We start from the raw sequence: 23,866 nt of genomic DNA on the forward strand, positions 1-23,866 counted from the left end.
CGTCGGCCGCCTTGTAGCGCTGCCGACAGTTCCGACACGGATTCTCGACAGTCGACAACCCGGCGCGTCGCGTCCAGCGGGGGAGTGTCCTGAAAGGGATCCCTTGTTGGAGTCACTCGGGGAGTGTGTGGCCCGTGCCGTGAAGACAGCGCCCTGCTTCGCCGATTGGATGAAGCAGGGCGCAGGCTCGGAGTCAGAAGTGGAAGCTGGTTCCGTTGCTGGTGGTGTTGTCGTAGAACTCGCCGTAGCCGTCTTGGGTGTCGCGGACGATGACGGACCAGTGCTTGGTGTCGGTGCCTGAGATGGTGACGTTGCCGCGGTACTCGTTCGAGTGGATCGACTTCACCGCGTTGAAGTTGGGGGCTGTGCCGGCGGGGAGCTGGGCGAGGTAGTCGAGTGTGACGCCGATGTTGCTCTCGAGGTCGGCACCGACGGACTGGATCCGGAGCTCCTTCAACCAGTGGTTCTTCGCCGTCGCGCTGGTGACGTGCAGAGCGCGGTGCTCGGCTCTCGCGAAGGCCTTCTTCGTGGGGAAGGTCCGGTCGGAGAAGGTGGTCAGGATGTAGTCCTGCTTGTAGAGGCCTCTGTTGACCTTGGCGAGGACGTGACCGGTGTTGTCCTTGAGGGTGAGCCGGTAGTGGCTGCGGTACTGACCGGAGTGCTGCCCGATGCGAACGGTCTGTGTCGCGGTCCCGACGGAGACGTCGCGGAGTGTGTAGGGGTGCCCGGCGACGGTGAAGTGCGCGGTGATGCGGACGGGTTCGTTGTCGAAGGTGACCGCGTTCGCCGGTGCGGCCGCGCCGGCGAAGGCGGCTGTGGTGAGCAGTGCTGCAGTGGCGAGAGCGGTGAGGCGGGCGCGAGGGCGGCGGATCAACGGAGTGGTCCTTTCATGAATTGGAACAGGGACAGGTCGGTGGAGCCCGGCCCCTGAGTCGGGGCTTCGATCAGGAATGTCTGGATGGGCGGAACTGTGACAGGTCGGCAGCTGCGGGCCGAGAGGGATGAGGCCCCCATTCGGAGTGGTGCGGGAGCCGTGGGTGCGCGTGCTATCAGGGGGTGGCAGTCGTTCCGCTGTTGATGCAGGTGTTGCCGAGGAAGACGTCTGCGTCGGCCCGGATGCCGATCCCTTCCGGGGTCGTGGCGAGAGCGATGACGACCAGGCTGTGGGGAGCGGGTCGGTACGACGTGAACGCGGATGAGATGCCGCTGTCGGTGTTGTGGTTGAAGGGCAGCCGGGTCGCGCTGGCGGGCCGGTGCGTCTTCAGGAACGTTGCGACGGCTTGCAGCGTCGTGTCCGGGACGATCCAGTAGCGCGGCGATGCGGACGCCTGGCCCTTGCACGACAGTCCCGTGCGGGGCTGCGCGAGGTACTGGGTCGGCGGTGTGGATACCCGGTTCGCGGCGGTCGGGACGGTGATCTCGTTCAGCAGTGCGGTCGCTGTGGCTCGTGCGTCGGCACTCGACGCGGTCGGAGTGCTCGTCGGTGCGCTGGTCGGTGCGCTGGTCGGGGTGCTCGTGCTGCGACCCGCGATCGCGCCGTGCGTGAAGGAGGCGGGAAGGAACGCGATCGCGGCGAGGAACGCGGCGATCACCGCCGCCAGCGCGAGGTCGAGTCGTCGCCGGCGGGGCGGCGTCGAGCGCGGCACGGTCTGCGCCAGCTGATGCTCGATCTCAGGCTGGGTGGTGAACTCCTTCAGCAGGCCGTCGACGTCGAGCTCGAGCGCTTCTCGGGGGAGTGCGCGCGCGGGGTCGGCCGCTGTGATCACGTTGCGGGTGCTCATGGCTGGCTCCTCAACTGCGGGGTCGGTGCGGTGTGGTGGTCGTTGCGCCAGGCGGCGGCGAAGGCGGCGCGGGCTCGGGTGAGGCGCATCCAGACGGCCGCGGTCGTGATGCCGAGCGCCTCAGCGATCTCGCCGGCAGAAAGCCCGTCCCAGTACGCGAGACGGAGGACCTCCGCCTGTCCAGGAGCGAGGCCGTCGATCGTCGCGCGGACCTCGACGTGCACGGACTCGTTCGCGGCACGTGGATCGGGGGTGTCCTCGGCCGGGAACGGGTGCCCGCTGCTGCTGCGGACCGTACGTCTGCGGTACTCGTCACCGATGAGGTTGCGGGCGATCCCGAACAACCAGCCCCGGTCCGACCGACGCGACTCCGCACGGCGGGACCACGCGACACGGAACACCTCCGCAGCGAGATCCTGCGCGAGCTCGACATCGTCCACGCGCCGGAAGCAGAACGCCACCAGCGTCCGGTGCTCGGCACGAAACAGCCGCTCGAAGCGCTCGTTCTCGAGCATCGCCCCTCCTCAACCTCTCATCAAGGGAGTTGCATCACGGGGCGGATCCTCACTCACGAGTTCTTCGACCACGATCAGGTGCGCCGGCCGTCATACGCGTCCGCGCTCGGGTGCAGCCTCAAGAGGTGCGCCTGACACACGTGCCCGTTGCAGGCACTCGAGGTCTGACGAATCACGCCAACGGCGCCGTCGCATGGTCGCCGATCCGGTAAAGATCCGGCGCTGCAGGATGGCCTCGCAGAAGCAGCCGTGCTCGCTGCGAACCTCGCTCAACCCAGAAGGCCTGAGCCGTAGGTCAGGCCCTCCACGACCGGGAGGAGCAGCAGCGCGGTAAGCGCACCGACGACAGATCCGAGAACGCGGATCGCGGCTCCTCGGGGTAGTCCAAGCACGATGACGAGAGCCGTAGCAAGGTCGAAGCCGGCCTGGACCGGGTGCACGAACGGCACGAAATCCGGTTGCTGCCAACTGATCAGCACGCCCTGGACTGCGTGGTCGATGAACACGAGCCCGGCTGCGACACCGATGGGCAGCGCGACGAGCAGACGCCCGCTGCGGGATGCCAAGTGGAGGAGTGCCGCGGCGCCCGGGCAGACGGTGATCGCCGCGATCGTCCACGCGACCAGGAGACGGGGCGTGACGAGGTAGTGCAGGACGATGAGGGTGGTCCCGTAGTAGCCGGCGAGCATTCCGAGGAAGAACCCTGCCGCTCCTGCTGCGGCCCGCACTGGGGAGGTGGTGAGGCGCGCGATCAGGCAGAGGGCGAGGATCCAGACCGCGGGAGTGCTGTTCAGACTCGCGGCATCTCGTCCCCACGAGTCGGCGAGCTTCGCGAGCACGCCGACGAGCGCGCCGGCTGCCAGCAGCACCCCTGTCCAACCCCAGGCAGCGGCCGGCCGCGGGAGAACCGCACGGGGCGTGGGAGTGGTGCCGGCGGAGGCTTCAGCGGTCGGAGAAGGAATCGAGTCGGTCACAGCAGTGCTCGCAGCTGTCGAAGGCCACCAGGCTGCACCGCGATGGTCTGCGCGGCGGCGCGGAGGCGGTCGGCCATGGGCGCGGGGAGCTGCCAGGTCTGGTCGATGCTGACCGGCCAGACCGTTCGCAACCATGCTTCCGCCTCGGCCGGGTCGGCGTCGGTGCGGAGGATCGCGTGCATGCGGATGCCGGGCAGGCGGCCGGAGGTGTGGTCCTGAATGTCAGCGAGGTAGCGGGTACCGCCGCCGCGGCGGTCGTCGGGGTAGCGGGCGCGGTCTGCGATGCATTGGAGCATGAGGTCGACGTCGACGCCGAGGGGGAACCCGGTGATCTCCAGCACCTGCCTGCCCTCTCGCTCGAGGTGCGTGATCCGGCAGCTCATTCGCATCTCCGCCGGCTCGCCGTGCAGCAGGGTCGATAGGTCCCCGTCGACGGTCCCGCCGGTCGGCAGTGCCGGAGCGCCGACGAGGAGGTCGAGTTCGGCGTCGCTGAAGGGGTCGGTGGTGTGGAGGAGTCGGGTGAGGGTGTCGGTGACGTGGTGGGGGTCGAAGGGTGGGATGCGGCCGCCGCGGTAGAGAGTGCCTTCGATCAGGGCGAGGGGGAGCGGGCCGGTCTGTCCGTTCTCGGCGGCGAGGGCGAGGCGTCCGATGGGGGAGAGGCGGACCTCGGTGTAGGTGGCGTCGGCGGCGGGGTCGTTGCCGGGGCTGCCGAAGTTGCCCTGCCCGTTCAGCAGCGGCAGGTGCAGCCGCCACCACACGGCCAGGTCCTGCACCACCCGGTACAGGTACGACGCACCGAACCCTTCCGTCTCGAGCGCGTCGAGCACGTCCGAGCAGCGGACGTACTCGAGGGCGGGGCCGCTGAGCCGGCCGACGACGCGGAGGACGGCGGTTTCGAGCAGGCCGAGTCCGGTGCGGTTACTCATCTGCCACCCACAACCTCGTCCCGTCGATCTCGATCGTGTGCCAGGCCGGGAGGTCATCCTCCACGAACACATCCAATGGCGACCACGACGTGATCACCCGCCACGGCCCGACCTTCTTGGGCTGTGGCGCGCGGGGACCAGGGCTGAGTGCTCTCAGTGCAATCGACAGTCGCACCGACTGGTCGGAAGTAGCGGCCACGTCGAGATCTGAGGGTGTGTGCCGGTCGCCGCGGAGCAGGCGTGCGGTACCGCCGACGATCACGAATGCTGCGGCTGCTTCCGTCAGCAGCAGCGCGAGCTGCACCTGTCGCACCTGGATAGACGGCGACGCCATCGCCTCGGCTGGCACTGTCAGAGGCCGTAGAACCAGGCGGCTTTGATGCTGCCGTTGGTCGGGTCGATGAGGGTTTCGACGGTGACGTCGGCGCCTTCGTCGGCGAGGTTCTGGTTGAGGACCTCGGTGGTCTGCACCAGCCACGGCCCGGCCGGGATGGTGGAGCGGTGCTCTATGCGGATCCCGGCCGCGGTGGGCGCCGGCCAGCCGAGGGCGAGCTCGATCGCTCGCCTCGCCTGCCCGGAGACCGCGGTGGCTGGGTGCTTGCGAAGCAGCACGGCACGGATCGCTGCGGAGGAGTCCTCTGCCCTGCTCGCGGAGACAGCGATAGAGATCCCGATCAGCGAGGCGATCACGGCGAGGCCCAGAAGCGGGCTGATCAGCCGGGCACCGCGCCGCGGGTACCAGCGTCGAGACACGGTGGCAACGATTGCCGCGACAGCGGTGGCCAGCAGCAGGGCGAGGCCGAGCGCGCCGAGCAGCAGCGAGTCGGCCGGAACACTGGCGATCGGGGTCCACCAGTAGTGCAGGAAGAGCGGGTCTGGATCCCGGTTCGTGACTACAAGAGCGGCCACCGGCACGAGCAGAAGCGCGAGGCCGGCGACCGCGGGCACGAGCAACCACCGGCGACGCGGCCTCTGGTCGCCGTGCACCTCGGCAGCTGTGCTGCCGGTAGGGCCGTACTCCTGCCGTGCGGCTCGACGCCGAGCGGTGGTGACCCTGTCACCCACAGTCGTCCCTCGAGGTGATCGCTCGCTCATCCGGTGACGGTATCGACCTGAGCAGGCCGAGCAGGCGAACGCGAGGAACGAGTACACCGACTGGCCGCACGAGGGCGCTGGTGGAGGACCCCGACAGCATCGACGTCCACGAGACGGCCGACATGCAGGCCAGGGTTCTGGCGCACGATCGGGGGCAACCCGAGCTTGGTCGCTCTCGCGCGCTCGTTCGATGCCGCGCGGGGATCCGCCTCTGCCGCGCTCGTGCAGTGCCGCGCGTGAAGGCTGACGGCCAAGCTGTCTACTCGTGGTGGTTCCCAGGTCGGTTCGACGTCGTGGTTTCCTCTGGGCAGGGACGAGCATCATCGCCACGGTGCTGCTTGGTGGTGCTGTCGCAGCGATAGTTGCGGCACCGTGGACGGGTCCTGTTGGTGGGCCGGTGTGGTCGAGCTGGGGCTGGTGGGTCGCCGCAGCCGTCTATGCGATCGCTCTTGCCGCCGGCCTGCCTCGTCGGGACGTGTCCGCGCGCCGCTTCCTACTCACCACGGTAAATGCGGCCGTGCTCTACCTGGCCGCCGGCAGCCTTCTCACCACACTCGACGCTGTCGGGACTGAGGACTTGCGTGTTGCCGGTAGCGGCTGGGTCGAGGCCGCTGAGGGCACCGCCGTCTATGCCGTGTTGATCTACGGCAACGGCCTCATCGCATTCGTCGTGCCGCTGCTGCTTGGGCTGGTCCGGCCGCTGCGATCCGCGACGATCGGTCAGCCGGCACGGTGGACGGCCCCTCGGTATAGCGCCGCGGATGACGACGCTGCTGCTGAGGACTCCGGCATCTACTGACCGACCGGAGCGGTTGGCTTCGCGCGGTCAGATGTGGAGGATCCCGTCCACGGCAGCGGTGGCTGGTGGGAGGTCGCGGGTGTCGAGGTCTTCCATGAGCCAGATGGCGAGGTCCTCGTCGACGCGGATCCGGCCAGCGGGGTCGTAGACCGGGTAGGTGCGACGGAGGTGCCCGGCGGGGTAGGCCGGGTGGCGGAAGGTGACCTCGACGCGAGTGTGCGGGTAGTCGCCGACGACGTGGACGGTCGCGTCGTGCAGGCCGTCGCTAAGCGGGTGTGCGGAGGAGCCGTCTTCGGGGTGCCAGTACTGCTCGAGGTGCTCGAACTGCCGGATCGTGAACGCGACCGCCTGCTGCCGCAGATCCGGCGGCAGCTCGACGACAGTCCAGTCGCCTTCCGCGTCCGGGGTGCCGTGCGTGACGGCGGGGATCATGGTGGCGCGCTGCGGCCAGCCCTGCCGGTCGAAGTCCGTCGGTGCGCCCCATCCTTCGGGGACGAGGTCGCGGAAGCGGATCCGGTCCGGCAGGGGGAGGTCGGCGAGGAGCAGCAGCTCGGTGGGGCGGTACTGGTAGCTCGTCGAGCCGTCCTCGCCGGGGATCGCGATGGGAGGGGAGGCGTGCACGAGGACCCGCACGTGCTGGCCGGTTGCATCGACTGCGAGGACGTCGCGGTCGACGGTGATTTGCCGGCGGGTGCCGTCGGGTCGGTGGATGGTGATCGGGGTGTCTTCGTGCCAGTCTCCAGGGAGGGGGCCGCCGAGGTAGGGGTGGTCGTGATCCGGGTCGGGGCTGAGGTGGCTGGTAGTCCAGAGCCCGTGCAGCGTGGCGCCGAGGACCTGGTCGCGTCCCACTCGCACAACTGAAGTCGCTCCCGTTGCGGTGCGGATGTACACAGCTGGGGCGTCCAAGTCGTTCACCGCGGCGGCCAGCGGGTCCTCGTCGCGGACGCTGTTGAGCAGCCCGTAGTGCACCCACACTCCGTCCGGGGTTTCCACGATCGTGGTCGTCGGCTCGGCCCAGCCGGTGAAGAGGTCCGGCCACGCCACGGTCTGGTCTGGTTCGCCGGGGCGTTGCAGCACAGCGAGTGGGCGGGCCTGATCGACCCAAACCTGGACCCCGTCGATCTGCAGGGCCGGGAAGGCGTTGAGATGACTGCTCACGCGCGGGCCCGTCGGCGGGTGAGCAGGGCGACGAGGGCAGCACCGGTTGTGCCCGCACCGAGCGCGAGCAGTGTCGCGCCGATGCGGGGACGCCACTGCAGCCAGGTGGGGTCGATGGGCGTGTAGACGGCGTTGCCGGAGTGGATAGACCGGGACAGGGGCGCGTACGCGGTCCACCCGAAACTCGCCGTATGAACCGGGTCGAGAAGGATGGTGCCGATCCCGGCGCAGATGACCCCGACGATCAGGAGCACGAGGAGCGTCCAACGCGGCATGGGCTGACGGTACTGCTGCGGGAAAGGCGGGTGTTCTGGGATGCTGCGCCGGTGCTGCTTCGACGTCGGATGCCCCGGTGGCGTCGAGTCGTGACCGCGGTGTCGTCAGTGCTGCTGGTAGCCGGTCTGGTCGCGGTGGTGACGTGGCAGGTGGTGGCGTGGCAAGCGCGGGACGCGGTCGTGGTCGGCGCGGATGCCCGCCCCTTCATCTGCACCCGCGGTTCGACCGTCGCCGCGTCGGAGGGCGACGACCCGGCAGATCCTGGCGACCGGTACACGACCGCGCTGGAGTTGACGCGCGGTCTGAACTGCGACCTGCGGTTCGTGGTCTCCAACACCAGCGCTCTGCCGGTCCGGGTGCGGTCGGTGCAGCTGCCACTCCTCGGCCCGGAATCGGGCCTGCCCGTGCACGCGACCGCGCTGGACGGCGGCTTCTTCATCGCCGCGGCCCGGCCAGCGAACGATCGCCTGGACGCCCGCTTCATCGTGCCGGGCGCCGGACTGGAGATCCCGGCAGGGGACCAGGTGGTGCTGTTCGCGAGGTTGCGGTGGAAGAACGACGGCTGCACCGCTGCCGGGTCCACGACCTCGACCGACAACTCACCCGCGGTGACCGTGTCGGTACTCGGCATCGACGGAGTCCGCAGCCCGGGCCTGGTGTCCTGGGCGTACCGCGGAGAGGATGAAGCGTCCTGCCCCTCCCGGGGCTGACTCAGGGCAGAGAGCAGACCGACGCGCGATGCTTCGGGAAGAAGCACGCGGTCTCGTGCGTGGTCTCGGTGACCACGCGGCCGTCCTGCAGGTACCGGATGGTCACCCCGACCACCCTGGCCGGACGCGCCGGGTTCCGAACCGAGATCTCCAGCAACGCCTGCAGGTTCTTCTCGTGGCCCGCGATGCGGTACCTCGCTGCGGGCTTCCGCTGTCGCCACTCCTGCACCAGGGTCGGGGTGTCCGACGGGCGGTTGACCCCGAAGGACAACCAGTCCCCGTCCCGCTCCCGCAGCACCGGCGCGACGCTGCTGGCGCCGAAGAGGACGTTCACGCTGTGCAGTGGTGTCACGGTCAGCAGCTCGACCGGATCCGCGGTCCGGTTGTCAAGCGGGATGCCGATCACCGCGTCGTGGCCGTACTGGACGGGTTCGCCGTTGACCGCACCGGTCCCGTCGCCGGTCCCGTAGCCGAACGCGGTTCCCACGGCGGGGGCGCAGCCCGTCAGCAGCAGCACGCCCGCGACTGCCAGAACACCCCCAAGAGACGAGCGGGCTGACACGTCACTCCTGGCCCGGGCTGAGGACCACGATCAGGAACGTCGCGATCGGGCCCAGCAGCAGCGAGAGCAGAAACCAGGCCAGACGAGACCGCTGCTTGCCCTCCGCCAACCCCGCGTTGATCAACGCGAGGGTGAACCACACCCCGCCACCACCGAACTGCGCAGGACCCACAGCTCAATCCGCCCCGACCGGAGACGGCAGCACCGCCGCCACCACCAGGAGACTGAGCAGAATCACCACGGTGATGCCGAACGCGATCAGTGTCGCCCAACGCTCCAACCGCACAGCCCGACCCTACTGACACCCCCAACCCCCATGCACCGACCGCAGCGATCCGTATACCCGAGAGCCACAAGCCCTGGAACGACGGGCTGGTCAAGGGGGCCGACACCAGTCCGACCCTGTCTTGCAAGGGGACTTTCGTATCTCGCCCGGAGGCGCCGGCCGCAAGACACGGTGACGAGACACTCGCGAGCGGAGCAACGACCGAGTGCGGTGTCGCACGAACGACTGTCTCGCTACCCATCGGTTCAAAGACGAGTCCTCGACGCGCCGCGACGCGCCTGACAGTGGTGAGGCGAGAGATCTTTCTGAGTGGCACAGCTGTCGCCGTGTCCCAGGCGTCTGTCAACTACTGGTCTCCATGCGCCGGAGGCGCGCCGCTAGCTCGACGCGCTGAGCACTCGTCTTGAGCTTCTCGCGCTGCTATGTTCTAACAAAGTAGGTCGAGGGTAGTTGCCCGGTGCGGTCTGCTGAACGTCGAAGGGACGCACGTGAACGAGCAGATTGACGAACGTACGGCCTCAGTCCCGCGGCCGGAATACCCTCGGCCGCAGTATCGACGTACTCGCTGGTCCAACCTCAACGGGCGTTGGGGCTTCGAGATCGATCGCGCCGACACGGGTCTCGAGCGCGGCCTTGTAGATGCGCCACTCGAGGGAGACATCCTCGTGCCGTTCGCGCCCGAGTCGAAGCTGTCAGGGATCGGCGACACTGATTTCCTTCGGGCGGTCTGGTACCGGCGAGATCTGCAGGTACCGGCCGAGTGGGCGGGCGACCGCGTGCTGCTGCACTTCGGCGCAGTGGACCACGATGCGACGGTCTGGGTCGACGGCGTCGAGGTCGGGCGGCACCGCGGCGGCTTCGCGAGCTTCTCGATCGACATCACCGAGCAGGCGCCTCCGGGGTCGACCGTCCCAGTGGTCGTCCGAGCCCGGGACGAGCCGACCCGACCGCAGGCGCGGGGGAAGCAGGCGACGGAGTACACGCCGGTCGGTGCGGTGTACGGCAGGACGACCGGGATCTGGCAGACGGTGTGGATGGAGCCGGTGCCGGTGCCCGCCTTCCGTCGGCCGCGCATCACGCCCAACCTCGGGGCGAGGTCGTTCGACATCGAGATGCCGCTCACGACGAACCGACCTGGAGCCGTCGTCGTGGTGATCGCGTCGGACGAGGAGGGCGAGGTCGCCAGGATGCGGGTGCGAGCGGATCTCGACCTCGCACCTCGGATGGCGCTCACGGTGCCGGAGGACCGCCTCCGGACGTGGTCGCCGAACGATCCGCATCTGTACGGCCTGCGGTTCGAGCTCCGCGACGCCGATGACGCTCTGCTCGACGCACTCGACTCCTACGCGGGCATGCGTAGCGTGGCTGTCCAGGGCAGAGCGATCACGCTGAACGGCGAGCCGGTGTTCCAGCGGCTCGTCCTCGACCAGGGCTACTACCCGGACTCCCTCATGACGGCTCCATCGGACGCGGAGCTGGTGCGGGACATCGAGCTCGGACTCGCCGCCGGGTTCAACGGTGCACGCCTCCATCAGAAGGTGTTCGAGGAGCGGTACCTGTACCACGCCGATCGGCTCGGCTACCTCGTGTGGGGCGAGTTCGGTGACTGGGGCTGCATCACCGACGGCCCGGCCGACGACCGGCAGCAACCCGACGCGGCCTACGTCGCCGAGTGGCTCGAGGTGCTCGAGCGCGATCACTCGCACCCGTCGATCGTGGGCTGGTGCCCGCTGAACGAGACGCCCCAGCACATCGGTGACCGGATCACGGTGCTCGACGACGTGACACGCGCGATGTTTCTCGCGACGAAGGCGCACGACACGTCCCGCCCCGTCCTCGACGCTTCGGGGTACTCGCATCGCGTGATCGAGTCGGACGTCTACGACAGCCACGACTACGAGCAGGACCCGGCGCGGTTCGCGGCGAACCACGCCGGGCTCTCGCATGGCCGACCGCGCGTCAATCGCGACGATGACCGCGACGAGACCTGGTCCATTCCCTACGCCGGCCAGCCGTACTTCGTCAGCGAGTTCGGCGGCATCTGGTGGAACCCCGACGAGATCGGGCGTCCCCAGAACGAGGAGCAGTCATGGGGCTACGGCGAGCGCGTGCGCGACACGGAGGAGTTCCATCGTCGCTTCGACGGGCTCGTCGGCGTGCTGCTCGACGAGCCCGAGATGTTCGGCTACTGCTACACGCAGCTGACGGACGTGTTCCAGGAGGAGAACGGCGTGTACCGCTTCGACCGCTCGGAGAAGTTCTCGATCGAGCGCATCCGTGCAGCCCAGCTCCGGCCCGCCGCGATCGAGTCCGCCGGGCGCTGACGCGCCCGGCGGTGCCCGAGCGGCGCGCCTCCGCTGCACCCCGTCCTGACGACGACCCGACCATCCACGATCAATGAGGATCACCCAGATGACCAATCCGGAAGCAGCCGGCCCGCTCGACGTCCTCGCGATGGGTCGCATCGGGGTGGACCTCTACCCGCTGCAGGACGGCGTCGCGCTCGAGGACGTCTCGACCTTCGGCAAGTACCTTGGAGGCTCCGCGACCAACGTGTCGATCGCTGCGGCGCGATACGGCCGCACCGCCGCGGTGATCACGCGGGTCGGGGACGATCCGTTCGGGCGCTACGCGCGACGCGAGCTGCTCCGGCTCGGCGTCTCGGACCGGTACCTCGACGTCGTGCCGGGGCTGCACACCCCGATCACCTTCTGCGAGATCTTCCCGCCCGACCACTTCCCGTTGTACTTCTACCGCGATCCAATCGCACCGGATCTGGTCGTGGAGCCGGAGGAACTCGACCTCGACGCCGTCCGCGATGCCGGCGTCCACTGGTCGACCGTCACGGGACTGAGCCGCGACCCGAGCCGGTCCGCGCACCATGCCGCATGGCGGACGCGCGGACGCCGCGCGCACACGGTGCTCGACCTCGACTACCGGCCGATGTTCTGGAGCTCGCCGGCGGAGGCGCGCGAGCAGGTCGCGCTCGCGCTCGAGCACGTGACGGTCGCGGTCGGCAACCGGGAGGAGTGCGAGATCGCGGTGGGGGAGACCGATCCCGACCGGGCCGCGGACGCGCTGCTCGACCGCGGCGTCGGGCTCGCCGTCGTGAAGCAGGGCCCGCGCGGCGTGCTCGCGAAGACCCGCGACGAACGGGTCGAGGTGCCGCCCTTCCCGGTCGACGTCGTGAACGGGCTCGGCGCCGGGGACGCGTTCGGCGGCGCGCTCTGCCACGGGCTGCTCGCCGGTTGGGACCTCACCCGGATCATGCGCCGAGCCAACGCGGCCGGTGCGATCGTCGCGGGCAAGCGGGAGTGCTCGACCGCGATGCCCGACGAGGCCGAGGTCGAGGCGCTGCTGGAGCGGGAGGCGACCCGTGCATGACTTCGAGAGGCTGCGGCGCATCCGCGCCGAGCAGCCCGAGCGCATCGCGGAGGCGATGCGCTCAAGGACCCGGAGGCCGCTGCTCGGCGCCGACGGGCGGCTGTTCATCGTCGCCGCCGACCACCCCGCGCGGGGCGCCCTCGGTGCAGGCCTCCGCCCCGCCGCAATGGCGAGCCGAATCGGCCTGCTCGAGCGCCTCGCCGTGGCGCTCGACCGGCCCGGCGTCGACGGTGTGCTCGGGACGCCGGACATCATCGAGGACCTCGCGGTGCTCGGCGCGCTGGAGGGCAAGGTGGTCCTCGGCTCGATGAACCGCGGCGGGCTGCAGGGCGCCGCGTTCGAGCTCGACGACCGCTTCACCGCGTACGACGTGCCGACGATGGTCCGGGACGGCGTCGATCTCGCCAAGCTGCTAATCCGCGTCGACCTCGACGACCTCGGCACGGCCTCCACGCTCGAGAGCGCTGCCGCGGCTGTGACCGCCGCGGCGGCGGCCCGGCTGCCGATCCTGCTCGAGCCGTTCATGAGCGGCAGGCAGTCCGGCCGCCTCTGCAACGACCTGTCCACCGACGCCGTGATCCGCTCGGTCGCGATCGCGTCGGGCCTCGGCGCCTCCTCCGCGTACACGTGGCTGAAGCTGCCGGTCGTCGAGCACATGGAGCGGGTCGCCGAAGCGACGACAATGCCCACGCTCCTGCTCGGCGGGGACCCCACGACCGCGCCGGACGAGACCTTCGCGTCCTGGCAGCACGCGCTGACCCTGCCGGGCATGCGCGGGCTGGTCGTCGGCAGAACCCTGCTCTATCCCGCCGACGACGACGTCGTCGGCGCCGTCGACACCGCGGCCGGCCTCGTGCACGCTCGCGTGACGGCGCAGCACGGCGTGCACCACCACTGAGGAGACGAACATGACGACGACCGAGCCGACGCCGGTAGGCGGGCGCACCGAGCAGACGACCGAGCTCCCGCTGGTACCGCACTGGATCGGCGGCGTTCCCGTCGGCGGTGCGGGGCCGCGACGCGGCGACGTGTTCGACCCGGCACTGGGCGTGGTGACGAAACAGGTGGCGTTCGCCGATCAGGCGGACGTCGACGCGGCGATCGCGGCGGCGAAGGCCGCCTATCCGGCGTGGCGGGACCTGTCGCTGGCGCGGCGGCAGTCGATCGTGTTCCGCTTCCGCGAGCTCCTGGAGGCGCGCAAGGGGGAGCTGGCGGAGATCATCACGAGCGAGCACGGGAAGGTGCTGTCCGACGCGCTCGGGGAGATCAGCCGCGGTCAGGAGGTGGTCGAATTCGCGACCGGCCTCGCCCACCACCTGAAGGGCGAGTTCTCGGAGCAGGTCTCGACCGGTGTTGACGTCTACTCGCTCCGGCAGCCGCTCGGGGTGGTGGGGATCATCTCGCCCTTCAACTTCCCGTCGATGGTGCCGATGTGGTTCTTCCCCGTCGCGATCGCGGCGGGGAACACGGTGATCCTGAAGCCGTCCGAGAAGGACCCGTCGGCGGCGAACTGGCTCGCCGCGCTCTGGCAGGAGGCGGGCCTGCCCGACGGGGTGTTCACCGTCCTGCACGGCGACAAGGTCGCGGTGGACGGGCTGCTGTCCCACGCTGACGTCCGCGCGATCTCGTTCGTGGGCTCGACGCCGATCGCGCAGTACATCTACGAGACGGCCGCGCGCCACGGCAAGCGGGTGCAGGCGCTCGGGGGTGCGAAGAACCACATGCTCGTGCTGCCTGACGCGGACCTCGATCTCGTGGCGGACTCCGCCGTCAACGCCGGGTTCGGATCCGCGGGGGAGCGGTGCATGGCGATCTCCGTCGTCGTGGCGGTGGAGCCGGTCGCGGACGCCCTGATCGCCAAGGTGCGGCAGCGGATGGCGGGTCTGAAGGTCGGCGACGGACGCCGCGGCTGCGACATGGGCCCCCTCGTCACGCGGCAGCATCGCGACAAGGTCGCGTCCTACATCGACATCGCGACCGAGGACGGCGCCGAGGTCGTCGTGGACGGGCGCGGCATCGAGGTCGACGGGGAACCGGACGGGTTCTGGCTCGGCCCGACCCTGATCGACCGGGTCCCGACGTCGTCGCGGGTCTACACGGAGGAGATCTTCGGCCCCGTCCTGTCCGTCGTGCGGGTCGCGTCCTACGAGGACGGCGTCGCGCTGATCAACACCGGAGCGTTCGGCAACGGGACGGCGATCTTCACCAACGACGGCGGGGCGGCCCGGCGGTTCCAGCACGAGGTCGAGGTCGGCATGATTGGCATCAACGTCCCCATCCCCGTGCCGGTCGCGACGTTCTCCTTCGGCGGCTGGCGCCAGTCCCTCTTCGGCGACACCAAGGCCCACGGCGCCGAGGGCGTGAAGTTCTACACGCAGCTCAAAGCCGTCACCGCCCGCTGGCTCGACCCGTCCCACGGCGGCGTCGACCTCGGCTTCCCGCAGACCTGAAGCGGACGCTCGGATGACGACGAGGGACTGGTTCTTTTCGCGCGGCGCGCTCGCCCGCGGCCCGTGGGAGACCGTGGTGGACGCCTCCCTGCCCGGCTGGGCCCACACCGGCCTGCGCGTCGCCGAGGTGGGCGACGGCGTCGACCTTGAGGCAGCACCGGTCGAGCGCATGGTCGTGCCGCTCTCGGGCGCGCTCGACGTCGCTGCGGACGAGGGGACGTGGCACCTCGCCGGCAGGGCCTCGGTGTTCGACGGGCCGACCGACGTGCTGTACCTGGGCGCGGGGACTGCCGCCCGCGTCGTCGGCGACGGCCGGGTCGCGATCGCGGAGGCGCCCGCGACCCTCAGGCTGCCCGCTGCGCTCCTGCGGGCGGACGAGGTGCCGGTGGAGATCCGCGGCGCCGGGCGGTCGACCCGTCAGGTCCACAACTTCGGCGTCCCAGGTGCGCTGCGGGCGCAGAAGCTGATCGTCTGCGAGGTCGTCACCCCGGCCGAGAACTGGTCCTCCTACCCGCCCCACAAGCACGACGCGGCCTCCGAGGACGAGAGCCGGCTCGAGGAGATCTACTACTTCGAGACGGGCGTCACCCGAGGCGGCGCCGCACCGCCGCAGGCGGACCCGTTCGGCCTGTTCGCCGCCTACGCCTCCGACGCGCGGGAGATCGCCGTCGACGCCGTCGTCCGCACCGGGGACGTCGCCCTCGTGCCGTACGGCTACCACGGGCCCGCGGTCGCTGCGCCGGGGTACGACCTCTACTACCTGAACGTGATGGCCGGGCCCGACCCCGAGCGGGCATGGCGCATCACCGACGATCCCGCGCACGGCTGGATCCGCGGCGGCTGGGCCGACCAGCGGCCCGATCCGCGCCTGCCGTACCTCCAGGAGGAGCACCGACCATGACGACCACGACGAGCAGCCCGACGGACGTGGCGGGCGAGGCGGCGGGGCCCGCCACCCGCAGAATGACCGTGGCGCAGGCGCTGATGACGTTCCTCGCGAACCAGTGGACCGTCGACGGCGACCACCGCGAGCGCACCATCGCCGGGACCTTCGGGATCTTCGGGCACGGCAACGTCGCCGGTGTCGGGCAGGCGCTGCTGCAGCTGCAGATCGAGCAGCCCGGGCTGATGCCCTACCACCAGGCCAGGAACGAGCAGGCGATGGTGCACCAGGCCGTCGGCTACGCGCGCATGCGCCGCCGACGCGCGACGTTCGCCGCAGCCGCCTCCGTCGGCCCGGGCGCCGCCAACATGCTCACCGGCGCGGCACTGGCCACCGCCAACCGGCTCCCGGTGCTCCTGCTGCCGTCGGACACCTTCGCCACCCGGGTCGCCGATCCCGTGCTGCAGCAGCTCGAGCACCCCCACGCCCCCGGCGTGCAGGTCACGGACGCCTTCCGCCCGCTGTCCCGGTTCTTCGACCGCGTCGAGCGCCCCGAGCAGCTGTTCTCGATCGCGCTCGCGGCGATGCGCGTGCTCACCGACCCGAGCGAGACCGGCGCCGTCACGATCGCGCTGCCGGAGGACGTGCAGGCGGAGGCCCTCGAGGTGCCGGCGGAGTTCCTCGCGCCGCGCGACTGGCACGTCCGTCGCCCGGTGCCCGAGCCCGGGGAGCTCGACCGCGCGATCGCGGCGATCCGCGGCGCGAAGGCGCCGTTCCTCGTCGCGGGCGGCGGGGTGCTGTACTCCGGCGCGGAGGACGCGCTGCGGGCGTTCGTCGAGGCGACCGGCGTCCCGGTCGGGGCGAGTCAGGCGGGTGTGGGCTCGCTGGCGTGGAACCACCCGCAGTACCTCGGCGCCGTCGGCGCGACAGGGTCGACCGCGGCGAACCGCCTGGCGGCGGACGCCGACGTCGTGATCGGCGTCGGCACGCGGTACAGCGACTTCACCACGGCCAGCCGCACCGCGTTCCAGCACCCTGGCGTCCGCTTCATCAACATCAACGTCGCCTCCGTCGACGCGTACAAGCACGGCTCGCAGCTGCCCGTGGTCGCCGACGCGCGGCGGGCCCTCGAGGCGCTGACGGAGGCGCTCGGCGGCTGGACGGTCGACCCCGCCTGGGCGGACCGGGCCGCGGGGGAGAAGCGGGGCTGGGACGCGCTCGTCGATCGGGCACTCGCCCCGACCGGCGCCGCCGTCGCCGGCCAGCCCGAGATCATCGGCGCGGTCCTCGCCGCGAGCGACCCGACCGACGTGCTCGTCCAGGCCGCCGGCTCGCTGCCAGGCGACCTGCACAAGCTCTGGCGCGTGCGCGACCCGCTCGGCTATCACGTCGAGTACGCCTTCTCCACCATGGGCTACGAGATCGCGGGCGGCCTCGGCGTGCGACGCGCGGCTCCCGATCGCGACGTCCTCGTGATGGTGGGGGACGGCTCCTACCTGATGCTGCACACCGAGCTCATCACGGCCGTGGCCGAGGGGCTGAAGGTCGTCGTCGTCCTCGTGCAGAACGACGGCTACGCGTCGATCGGCCGGCTGTCCGAGTCCGTCGGGTCGGCGCGATTCGGCACCCGGTACCGCCTGCAGGACCCCGCGACGCAGCAGGAGCTGCCGGACGTGCGAGTACCCGTCGACCTGGCGGCGAACGCCCGCTCGTACGGCGTCGACGTGATCGAGGTCGCGTCGGGACGCGGCGTCGCGGACCGCCTGCAGGTCGCCGTCCGCGCGGCGAAGGCGTCGACGCGCACGACCGTCGTGCACGTCGAGGCGGACCCGTACGTCGAGGCGCCCGACGGCGAGGGCTGGTGGGACGTGCCGGTCGCGGAGACCGCCGGACTGCCGGGCACTCGGGCCGCTCGGACCGAGTACGAGCTCCTGCGCCGGCAGCAGCGCCCGCTGCTCGGCTGACGGCGTCGGACGCTCCCGGAGCGCCCGTCAGCGGTCGACGAGCGTCATCTCGAAGCTGTAGAGATCCGGGCGGTAGCAGTGGTGGCCGTACTCGACCGCGGCGCCGTCGGCGTCGTACGCGGTGCGATCCATCGTGAGCACGGGAGCCCCGCGGGTCAGGTCGAGCAGGCGCGCCTCCTCGTTCGTCGCCTTCCTGGCGCCGATGCGCTGCCGAGCGACCCGCAGGACCACGCCGCGCGACCGCAGCCCGCCGTAGAGCCCTGCATCGGCGAGCTCCTGCTCGTCGAGGTCGGCGAGCGCGGGCGGCAGATAGTTCTGCAGCACCGCGAGCGGCACGTCGTCCGCCAGCCGCAGTCGCCTGATCCGCAGCACCTCGGCCTCGGGCGCGACCCCCAGCTGGGTCGCGACGAGCGGGGTGGCCGGCACCTTCGCGAGCTCCAGAACGCGGGTGCCGGGGACCTTGCCGGCGCTCGCGAGGTCGTCGAACAGGCTGGTCAGCTCGATCTGCCGGGCGACGGATCCGTGGACGACCTGCGTCCCGATCCCGCGCCGGCGCACCAGCAGCCCCTTGTCGACGAGCTCCTGGATGGCGCGGCGCACCGTTGGCCTGGAGACGCCGAGCCGCTCGCTGAGCGCGATCTCGTTCTCGAGCCGCGCTCCGGGAGGCAGAGCGCCGGACGTCACCGCGTCCTCGAGTCCCGCCGCGAGGCGGACCCAGAGCGTCGCGAGTGGAGCCCGGTCCGGGAGCAGCTGCTCGACCGGCAGGATCACCGCTTCCCCGCCTTCCATGGTGTGCCTCTCGACGTCTCCGCACCTGACAAGACCGACTCTATGTCATGTCAGGACAAATAGGGGATTTCGTTGACGCTCGTCGAGCGCATGTCCTAACATGAAGTACGAGCACTGGCCCGACAGATCGGCAGAGCAGCCGACGGGTCCCTCGTGAGAGAGGCATCGCAATGAAGCGCACTCGTGTCGTGGCGGCGTTCGCGGCCACCCTGATGACCGCAGCGGGACTCAGTGCCTGCTCGCCGAACGACGGAGGTGGCGGCGGCGACGGGAGCGACAAGCCGGTCACCATCTCGATCATGGAGACCAAGAAGACCAACATCGACGCGATCGGGAAGGTCATCCCCGGCTTCGAGGCGGCGATGAAGAAGCAGGGCAAGGACATCACCGTCAAGCTCATCGCCGATGAACTGACTGATGAGCAGTTCCAGACCAAGATGACGCAGCAGCTGATCGCCAATCAGGCGCCGGACGTGCTGGACATCGGCGAGAACATGGCGATCTCCTGGTCGTCGGCCGGGTACCTCACCTCGCTCGACGACTACCTCAACAAGTGGGACGGCTGGAGTCACTACTACCCCGCGATCAAGAAGGCGATGGTCCGCCAGGACGGCCACGTCTACAACCTCGTCTCGGGCGCCGGCGTGCAGAACTTCTTCGTGCGCAAGGACGTGCTGGAGAAGGAAGGGATCGACACCTCACAGCCGCAGACCTGGGACGACATGATCGCTCGACTGGAGCAGGCCAAGGAGAAGACCGGCGACACACCGATCGTCATCCCGGCGGGGACGGCTTGGGGTGGTGGGACATGGGGTGAGGGCTTCCAGCCCCTGCTCGGCGGCACCGATCAGAGCTACTTCGATGCCAAGAGCGGCAAGTGGAACCTGAAGAGTGCCGGCTGGCTGGCCGTGTTCGATCTCTACAGCAAGCTGGTCAGCAAGGGCCTCATGCCGGTCAAGGACCTGCAGAACCCCAACCCGTGGGAACCGACCAAGTACAAGAAGTTCCCGGCCGGCCAGATCCAGGTCGCAGCGCAGGGCACGTGGGGATGGCGCTTCGACTGGGGCCCCGAAGGCGCGACGCCGATCCCGGGCCTCGACCAGAAGGTCATCACGTGGCAGTACCCGGCGCTGCGCGCCGGTGACAAGACCTACGGCTGGAGCAGTGCCGGCGGCGGCTACGCCATACCGGCCAAGTCCAAGAACAAGGACGCCGCGATGGAGTTCGTCAAGTACCTCTCGTCGGGCAAGGTCCTCGCGGACCAGCTGGTCGCGTCGGGCGCAGCATCCGCACGGAACGACCTGAACGGCGTCGCGCCGTACTCCGGTCAACCGCACCTCCTGGACGCGGGCAAGGACCTGGCCAACAGCGTCTACGTCGTGACCGGGGACGGAGCCGACAAGGTCGGACAGGCCACGGCGACCGCCACGGAACTCATCCTGAGCGGCAAGGCAAACGGGCAGCAGGCGTACGACGCGTTCGTCAAGGACGCGACGGACCTGCTCGGGCCGAGCCTGGTGCAGGGGTGACGTCGATCCTCGACGCACCCGCCTCGGCGCCGGCGACCCTCAGGTCGCCGGCGCCGAGGCGCCGCCGTGCGCGCAGCCCCTGGCCGATGGTGCTGCTCCTCCTAGGACCTTCGGCATTGCTGATCGTCGTGTTCATCGTGCTGCCTGCGGTGTACGGCATGTGGCTCAGCTTGACCAACACGCAGCTCACCGGCTTCGCGGCCCGTGACCCGAAGTTCATCGGCGTCGACAACTACACCTACCTGCTGACCAGCGCGGACTTCCTCTCCTCGCTCGGGCAGACCGGGACCTTCCTGCTGTTCTCCGCCCTCATCGGTCAGACGGTCCTCGGCATGGCGGCCGCGATCCTGCTGAGTCGGACATGGGTGCGCGGCAAGGGCATCTTCGGCGCGGCGATCCTGATGCCGATGGTCGTTCCGGAGGTCGTCGCGTCGCTGGCCTGGGCGAGCGTGCTGTCGAACAATTCAGCCGGCACGCTGAACCGTGCCATCGGCGTGTTCGGAGCCGCACCGAACGACTGGCTGCAGACCGCCCCGATGCTCGCCATCATCCTGGTGAACATCTGGCGCGGCATGGCATTCGCGATGATCATGTTCCAGGCCGCCCTGGAGGACGTCCCGGCTGAGCTCATCGAAGCGGCACGGATCGATGGCGCGCGCGCCGTACAGGTCTTCCGCTACGTGACGCTGCCGCTGATCCGCGGCCCCGTGTTCCTGTACCTCCTGCTGACGACGATCAGCACGGTCGGCGTATTCGGGCTCGTGTACTTCCTGACCAGGGGCGGCCCGGGCGGGCAGACCAGGATCGCCGCCATCTACATCTACGAGCGCGCGCTGCAGTTCTCCCAGATCGGGATCGGTAGTGCCGCGTCGATCATCCTGCTCGCGATCGTGCTCGTGCTCGGCGCCGTCTACGTGCGCCTGGCGAAAGTGGAGGTGTGAGATGACCGCCATCAACGCACGGAACCCTCGTCAGCCCGCGGTCCGAACCTTCCGGCACCGTCCACTCCGACCGGTCGACGTCGTGCAGCGGAGCATCGGCTACGTGCTGCTCGTCCTGCTCGCGTTGTTCTGCCTCGTCCCCTTCGCCTGGGTGGTGCTCAGCGCCATCGACGCGAACGCCGGCGCCACCGTGCAGCTGCCGACACTCTCCTTCGGCAACTTCGTCCGGTTCTTCACCGCAGCCGGCACGCCGCTGCTGCTGGTGAACAGCCTCGTCATCGCCATCGGCACGACGGTGCTGAACCTCGGGCTCGGGCTCGCCGGCGGCTACGCGCTGTCCCGGTACGTCTTCCGAGGGAGGCGGTTCTTCATGTTCGGGATCCTGCTCATCCGCGTGATCCCGGCGCCGGCCACGATCGTGGCGCTCTACCTGATCATGGTCAACCTGCAACTCGCGAACACCCTCTACGGGCTGATCCTCGTGCAGGCGGTCGGTGGCCTGCCAGTGACGCTGTGGCTGATGAAAGGCACGATCGACGCAGTACCGATCGAGTTGGAGGAGGCCGCCTGGACCGACGGCAGCACGCGCTTCCAGGCGATCCGACGAGTCGTGCTCCCGCTGGCCGGGCCCGGTCTCGGAGCAGCCGCGATGCTGATCTTCATGGGCTCATGGGGCGACTTCCTCACTCCGCTCGTGCTGCTGCAGAACCAAGACCTGTATCCACTCGCGATCGGCCTCTTCCGGGCGTTCAGCGAGCACGACCATGTGGACTGGGGGCTGCTCGCCGCAAGCGCGATCGTGTACGTAGCGCCGCCCGCGGTCCTGTACATCTTCGTGAGGAAGCACCTCCTGAAGTCGAGTCTCGGAGGGGCGGTGAAGGGATGAGCTCGATCCAGGACGAAGGACGGCTCCCTCTGGCGGTGGTCGGTGCGGGCGCGATGGGGCGGGAATGGCTCCGGATGCTCACGACGTCTCCCGTCGCTCGAGTCGCAGGGGTGGTCGACCTCGACCTCGACCTCGCGGCCGAGACCGTCCGCGCCGTCGGCCTCGGCGATGTCGTAATCGGTACGTCCGTCGCTGAGGTCGCCGCGCGGTCCGGAGCGCGTGCGGTGATCGACGTGACCGTGCCGCAGGCGCACCGGCCCGTGAACGAGGAGGCCCTGCGAGCCGGTCTGCCGGTGCTGTGCGAGAAGCCGTTGGCACCGACCGTGGCCGAGGCCCTGCGTCAAGTCGCGCTCGCCGACCTCACCGGCGGACTGCTGATGGCCAGCCAATCCCGTCGCTATCTCGGAGCACTCGCCGCGTACCGCACCGCGGTCGGCCGGCTCGGCGACCTCGCCACCGTGCACGCGCAGTTCTTCCATGAGGACCACGAGCCCGGCTTCCGCGAGCAGATGGCGCACCCTCTGCTCGTCGACATGTCCATCCACCACTTCGATCAGCTGCGGTACGTGACCGGGCAGGAGCCGGTCGCCGTCCGGTGCGACTCGTGGAACCCCGCCTGGAGCTGGTTCGCGGGTGACGCCTCCGCCACGGTGCAGATCGAGCTGACAGGCGGCGCCCGGTTCTCCTACGCCGGCAGTCGCTGCACCCCTGGGCTGCAGACCTCCTTCAACGCCGAGTGGCGCGCCTACGGCGAGCGCGGCGCAGCGTCCTGGGACGGCGAGACGACGGTCGTCGCCGATCTCGACGGCACCGATCCGAAGGCCGCCGCGGGGCCAGAGGGCATCGCGGGCTCCCTCGCCGAATTCGTCGGCGCGCTCCATTCAGGACGCACACCGCAGAACGAGGTGCGCTCGAACGTGCTGAGCATCGCGATGGTTGAGGGCGCCGTCCGCAGCAGCGCCCTCGGCGGCGAGCGCGTCGTCATCGGCGACCTGCTCGAGGAGGCGCTCGCCCAGGCGCTCGCCGACGAGCGCCAGGAGGACGTCCTGGCCGTGCTGCGCGGCTGGACAAGCGCCGCCGACGGCATCGCCACCCCGGCCTGGGGATCCGCCCCGGCCCCGATCGCCGCAGGAGGCGCCCGATGACCAGCACGCAGCCGATCCGAGTGGTCGTCTGGGGCGAGAACCGCCACGAGCAGGTGAACCCCGTCGTGCGCGGGATCTACCCGACCGGGATGCACAACGCCATCGGCGATGCGATCAGCGCGCTGCTCGGCGACGACGTCACCGTGTCGACGAGGGTCCTCGACGAGCCAGAGCACGGCATGACCGAGGACACGCTCGCCGCGACCGACGTGCTCCTCTGGTGGGGACACACTGCGCACGAGGAGGTCGCCGACGAGGTGGTCGACCGGATCCACCGGCACGTGCTGGAGGGGATGGGCATCATCGTGCTCCACTCAGGGCACCACTCGAAGATCTTCCGGCGCCTGATGGGCACCACCTGCAGCCTGCGCTGGCGCAACGACGGCGACAGCGAGCTCGTGTGGACCGTTGCCCCGCGTCATCAGATCACCGAGGGCGTGTCCCAGCCGATCGTGATCCCGGGTCAGGAGATGTACGGGGAGTTCTTCGACATCCCGGAGCCCGAGGAACTGATCTTTATCAGCAGCTTCTCCGGTGGCGAGGTCTTCCGAAGCGGCGTCACGTACCGGCGCGGCTACGGACGGGTCTTCTACTTCAGCCCTGGAGACGAGGTCTACCCCGTCTACCACCACCCCGACGTCCAGCGGGTGATCGCCAACGGTGTGCAGTGGGCCCGACCGGAGCACCCGCGCGAGTCCTACACCGAGACGCCCATGTACCAGACGGGCGACTACGACCACCCCGTGCTGACATCGCCGGACGGCCTCATCGATTACTACACCCGCGAGCCCGTCGCGCCGCGCGAGCGCTGAG

Annotated in this window: 25 protein-coding genes; 13 read left to right on the plus strand and 12 right to left on the minus strand. The window is 69.8% G+C overall.

Annotated elements, in window-relative coordinates; all coding sequences use genetic code 11:
* Positions 1-193: 193 nt before the first annotated feature.
* From ABEA53_RS15395 to ABEA53_RS15425, 7 genes are all read right to left on the minus strand, one after another.
* On the minus strand, positions 194-874 hold the full coding sequence (locus tag ABEA53_RS15395; protein WP_345482204.1) for a hypothetical protein: 681 nt from the start codon (positions 872-874) through the stop codon (positions 194-196).
* Between the two features lie 175 nt (positions 875-1,049).
* Positions 1,050-1,781: a hypothetical protein gene (locus ABEA53_RS15400; RefSeq protein ID WP_345482205.1), complete on the minus strand. Its 732-nt coding sequence runs from the start codon at positions 1,779-1,781 to the stop codon at positions 1,050-1,052.
* Positions 1,778-2,296, minus strand: a complete 519-nt coding sequence (locus tag ABEA53_RS15405; RefSeq protein ID WP_345482206.1) for an RNA polymerase sigma factor — start codon at positions 2,294-2,296, stop codon at positions 1,778-1,780. The genes ABEA53_RS15400 and ABEA53_RS15405 overlap by 4 nt, the downstream gene beginning before the upstream one ends.
* Before the next feature lie 269 nt (positions 2,297-2,565).
* Positions 2,566-3,270: a DUF6518 family protein gene (locus ABEA53_RS15410; protein WP_345482207.1), complete on the minus strand. Its 705-nt coding sequence runs from the start codon at positions 3,268-3,270 to the stop codon at positions 2,566-2,568.
* Positions 3,267-4,196, minus strand: coding sequence for a hypothetical protein (locus tag ABEA53_RS15415; protein WP_345482208.1), 930 nt, complete (start codon positions 4,194-4,196; stop codon positions 3,267-3,269). Before ABEA53_RS15415 ends, ABEA53_RS15410 begins: the two co-directional genes overlap by 4 nt.
* The gene (locus ABEA53_RS15420) at positions 4,189-4,500 is read right to left on the minus strand and encodes a hypothetical protein (RefSeq protein ID WP_345482209.1); all 312 of its coding nucleotides are present in this window, start codon (positions 4,498-4,500) and stop codon (positions 4,189-4,191) included. The genes ABEA53_RS15415 and ABEA53_RS15420 overlap by 8 nt, the downstream gene beginning before the upstream one ends.
* A 47-nt stretch (positions 4,501-4,547) precedes the next feature.
* On the minus strand, positions 4,548-5,144 hold the full coding sequence (locus ABEA53_RS15425) for a hypothetical protein (RefSeq protein ID WP_345482210.1): 597 nt from the start codon (positions 5,142-5,144) through the stop codon (positions 4,548-4,550).
* 544 nt (positions 5,145-5,688) lie between these two features.
* Here ABEA53_RS15425 and ABEA53_RS15430 point away from each other — a divergent pair.
* Entirely contained in the window at positions 5,689-6,090 is a 402-nt protein-coding gene (locus ABEA53_RS15430) for a hypothetical protein (protein ID WP_345482211.1), read from the plus strand.
* A 27-nt stretch (positions 6,091-6,117) separates the two neighbouring features.
* On the opposite strand, the gene ABEA53_RS15435 is transcribed toward ABEA53_RS15430, so the two are convergent.
* Positions 6,118-7,134, minus strand: coding sequence for a hypothetical protein (locus ABEA53_RS15435; protein WP_345482212.1), 1,017 nt, complete (start codon positions 7,132-7,134; stop codon positions 6,118-6,120).
* Between the two features lie 110 nt (positions 7,135-7,244).
* The gene (locus tag ABEA53_RS15440; RefSeq protein ID WP_345482213.1) at positions 7,245-7,523 is read right to left on the minus strand and encodes a hypothetical protein; all 279 of its coding nucleotides are present in this window, start codon (positions 7,521-7,523) and stop codon (positions 7,245-7,247) included.
* Positions 7,524-7,613: 90 nt separating this feature from the next.
* Between ABEA53_RS15440 and ABEA53_RS15445 the strand changes: the two genes are divergently transcribed.
* Entirely contained in the window at positions 7,614-8,234 is a 621-nt protein-coding gene (locus tag ABEA53_RS15445) for a hypothetical protein (protein ID WP_345482214.1), read from the plus strand.
* 1 nt (position 8,235) lies between these two features.
* On the opposite strand, the gene ABEA53_RS15450 is transcribed toward ABEA53_RS15445, so the two are convergent.
* Both ABEA53_RS15450 and ABEA53_RS15455 read right to left on the minus strand, forming a co-directional pair.
* Positions 8,236-8,751 carry a hypothetical protein gene (locus ABEA53_RS15450; RefSeq protein ID WP_345482215.1) on the minus strand — a complete coding sequence of 172 codons (516 nt, stop codon included), beginning with the start codon at positions 8,749-8,751 and terminating at the stop codon, positions 8,236-8,238.
* 46 nt (positions 8,752-8,797) lie between these two features.
* Positions 8,798-8,968 carry a hypothetical protein gene (locus ABEA53_RS15455; protein ID WP_345482216.1) on the minus strand — a complete coding sequence of 57 codons (171 nt, stop codon included), beginning with the start codon at positions 8,966-8,968 and terminating at the stop codon, positions 8,798-8,800.
* A 614-nt stretch (positions 8,969-9,582) separates the two neighbouring features.
* On the opposite strand from ABEA53_RS15455, the gene ABEA53_RS15460 reads away from it, so the two are divergent.
* From ABEA53_RS15460 to iolD, 6 genes are all read left to right on the plus strand, one after another.
* Positions 9,583-11,406, plus strand: a complete 1,824-nt coding sequence (locus tag ABEA53_RS15460) for a glycoside hydrolase family 2 protein (protein WP_345482229.1) — start codon at positions 9,583-9,585, stop codon at positions 11,404-11,406.
* 88 nt (positions 11,407-11,494) lie between these two features.
* Entirely contained in the window at positions 11,495-12,466 is a 972-nt protein-coding gene (gene iolC / locus ABEA53_RS15465; RefSeq protein WP_345482217.1) for a 5-dehydro-2-deoxygluconokinase, read from the plus strand.
* Between the two features lie 55 nt (positions 12,467-12,521).
* Positions 12,522-13,364: a Cgl0159 family (beta/alpha)8-fold protein gene (locus tag ABEA53_RS15470; protein ID WP_345482230.1), complete on the plus strand. Its 843-nt coding sequence runs from the start codon at positions 12,522-12,524 to the stop codon at positions 13,362-13,364.
* A 10-nt stretch (positions 13,365-13,374) separates the two neighbouring features.
* Positions 13,375-14,916 carry a CoA-acylating methylmalonate-semialdehyde dehydrogenase gene (locus tag ABEA53_RS15475; protein ID WP_345482218.1) on the plus strand — a complete coding sequence of 514 codons (1,542 nt, stop codon included), beginning with the start codon at positions 13,375-13,377 and terminating at the stop codon, positions 14,914-14,916.
* 13 nt (positions 14,917-14,929) lie between these two features.
* Entirely contained in the window at positions 14,930-15,817 is an 888-nt protein-coding gene (gene iolB, locus ABEA53_RS15480) for a 5-deoxy-glucuronate isomerase (protein ID WP_345482219.1), read from the plus strand.
* Positions 15,814-17,763, plus strand: coding sequence for a 3D-(3,5/4)-trihydroxycyclohexane-1,2-dione acylhydrolase (decyclizing) (gene iolD / locus ABEA53_RS15485; protein ID WP_425550641.1), 1,950 nt, complete (start codon positions 15,814-15,816; stop codon positions 17,761-17,763). The genes iolB and iolD overlap by 4 nt, the downstream gene beginning before the upstream one ends.
* 27 nt (positions 17,764-17,790) lie before the next feature.
* Here the strand turns inward: iolD and ABEA53_RS15490 are convergent, their stop codons facing one another.
* Positions 17,791-18,552: a GntR family transcriptional regulator gene (locus ABEA53_RS15490; RefSeq protein ID WP_345482220.1), complete on the minus strand. Its 762-nt coding sequence runs from the start codon at positions 18,550-18,552 to the stop codon at positions 17,791-17,793.
* Between the two features lie 188 nt (positions 18,553-18,740).
* Between ABEA53_RS15490 and ABEA53_RS15495 the strand changes: the two genes are divergently transcribed.
* The 5 genes from ABEA53_RS15495 (at position 18,741) to ABEA53_RS15515 (ending at position 23,865) form a co-directional block, all read left to right on the plus strand.
* Positions 18,741-20,081, plus strand: coding sequence for an ABC transporter substrate-binding protein (locus ABEA53_RS15495; RefSeq protein ID WP_345482221.1), 1,341 nt, complete (start codon positions 18,741-18,743; stop codon positions 20,079-20,081).
* Between the two features lie 116 nt (positions 20,082-20,197).
* Entirely contained in the window at positions 20,198-21,022 is an 825-nt protein-coding gene (locus ABEA53_RS15500) for a carbohydrate ABC transporter permease (RefSeq protein ID WP_345482222.1), read from the plus strand.
* Between the two features lie 82 nt (positions 21,023-21,104).
* The gene (locus ABEA53_RS15505) at positions 21,105-21,908 is read left to right on the plus strand and encodes a carbohydrate ABC transporter permease (RefSeq protein ID WP_345482223.1); all 804 of its coding nucleotides are present in this window, start codon (positions 21,105-21,107) and stop codon (positions 21,906-21,908) included.
* Entirely contained in the window at positions 21,905-23,053 is a 1,149-nt protein-coding gene (locus ABEA53_RS15510; RefSeq protein WP_345482224.1) for a Gfo/Idh/MocA family protein, read from the plus strand. Before ABEA53_RS15505 ends, ABEA53_RS15510 begins: the two co-directional genes overlap by 4 nt.
* Positions 23,050-23,865, plus strand: a complete 816-nt coding sequence (locus tag ABEA53_RS15515) for a ThuA domain-containing protein (protein ID WP_345482225.1) — start codon at positions 23,050-23,052, stop codon at positions 23,863-23,865. The genes ABEA53_RS15510 and ABEA53_RS15515 overlap by 4 nt, the downstream gene beginning before the upstream one ends.
* Position 23,866: the final 1 nt, after the last annotated feature.

The sequence above is a fragment of the Amnibacterium soli genome, assembly GCF_039544415.1.
GTDB lineage: Bacteria > Actinomycetota > Actinomycetes > Actinomycetales > Microbacteriaceae > Amnibacterium > Amnibacterium soli.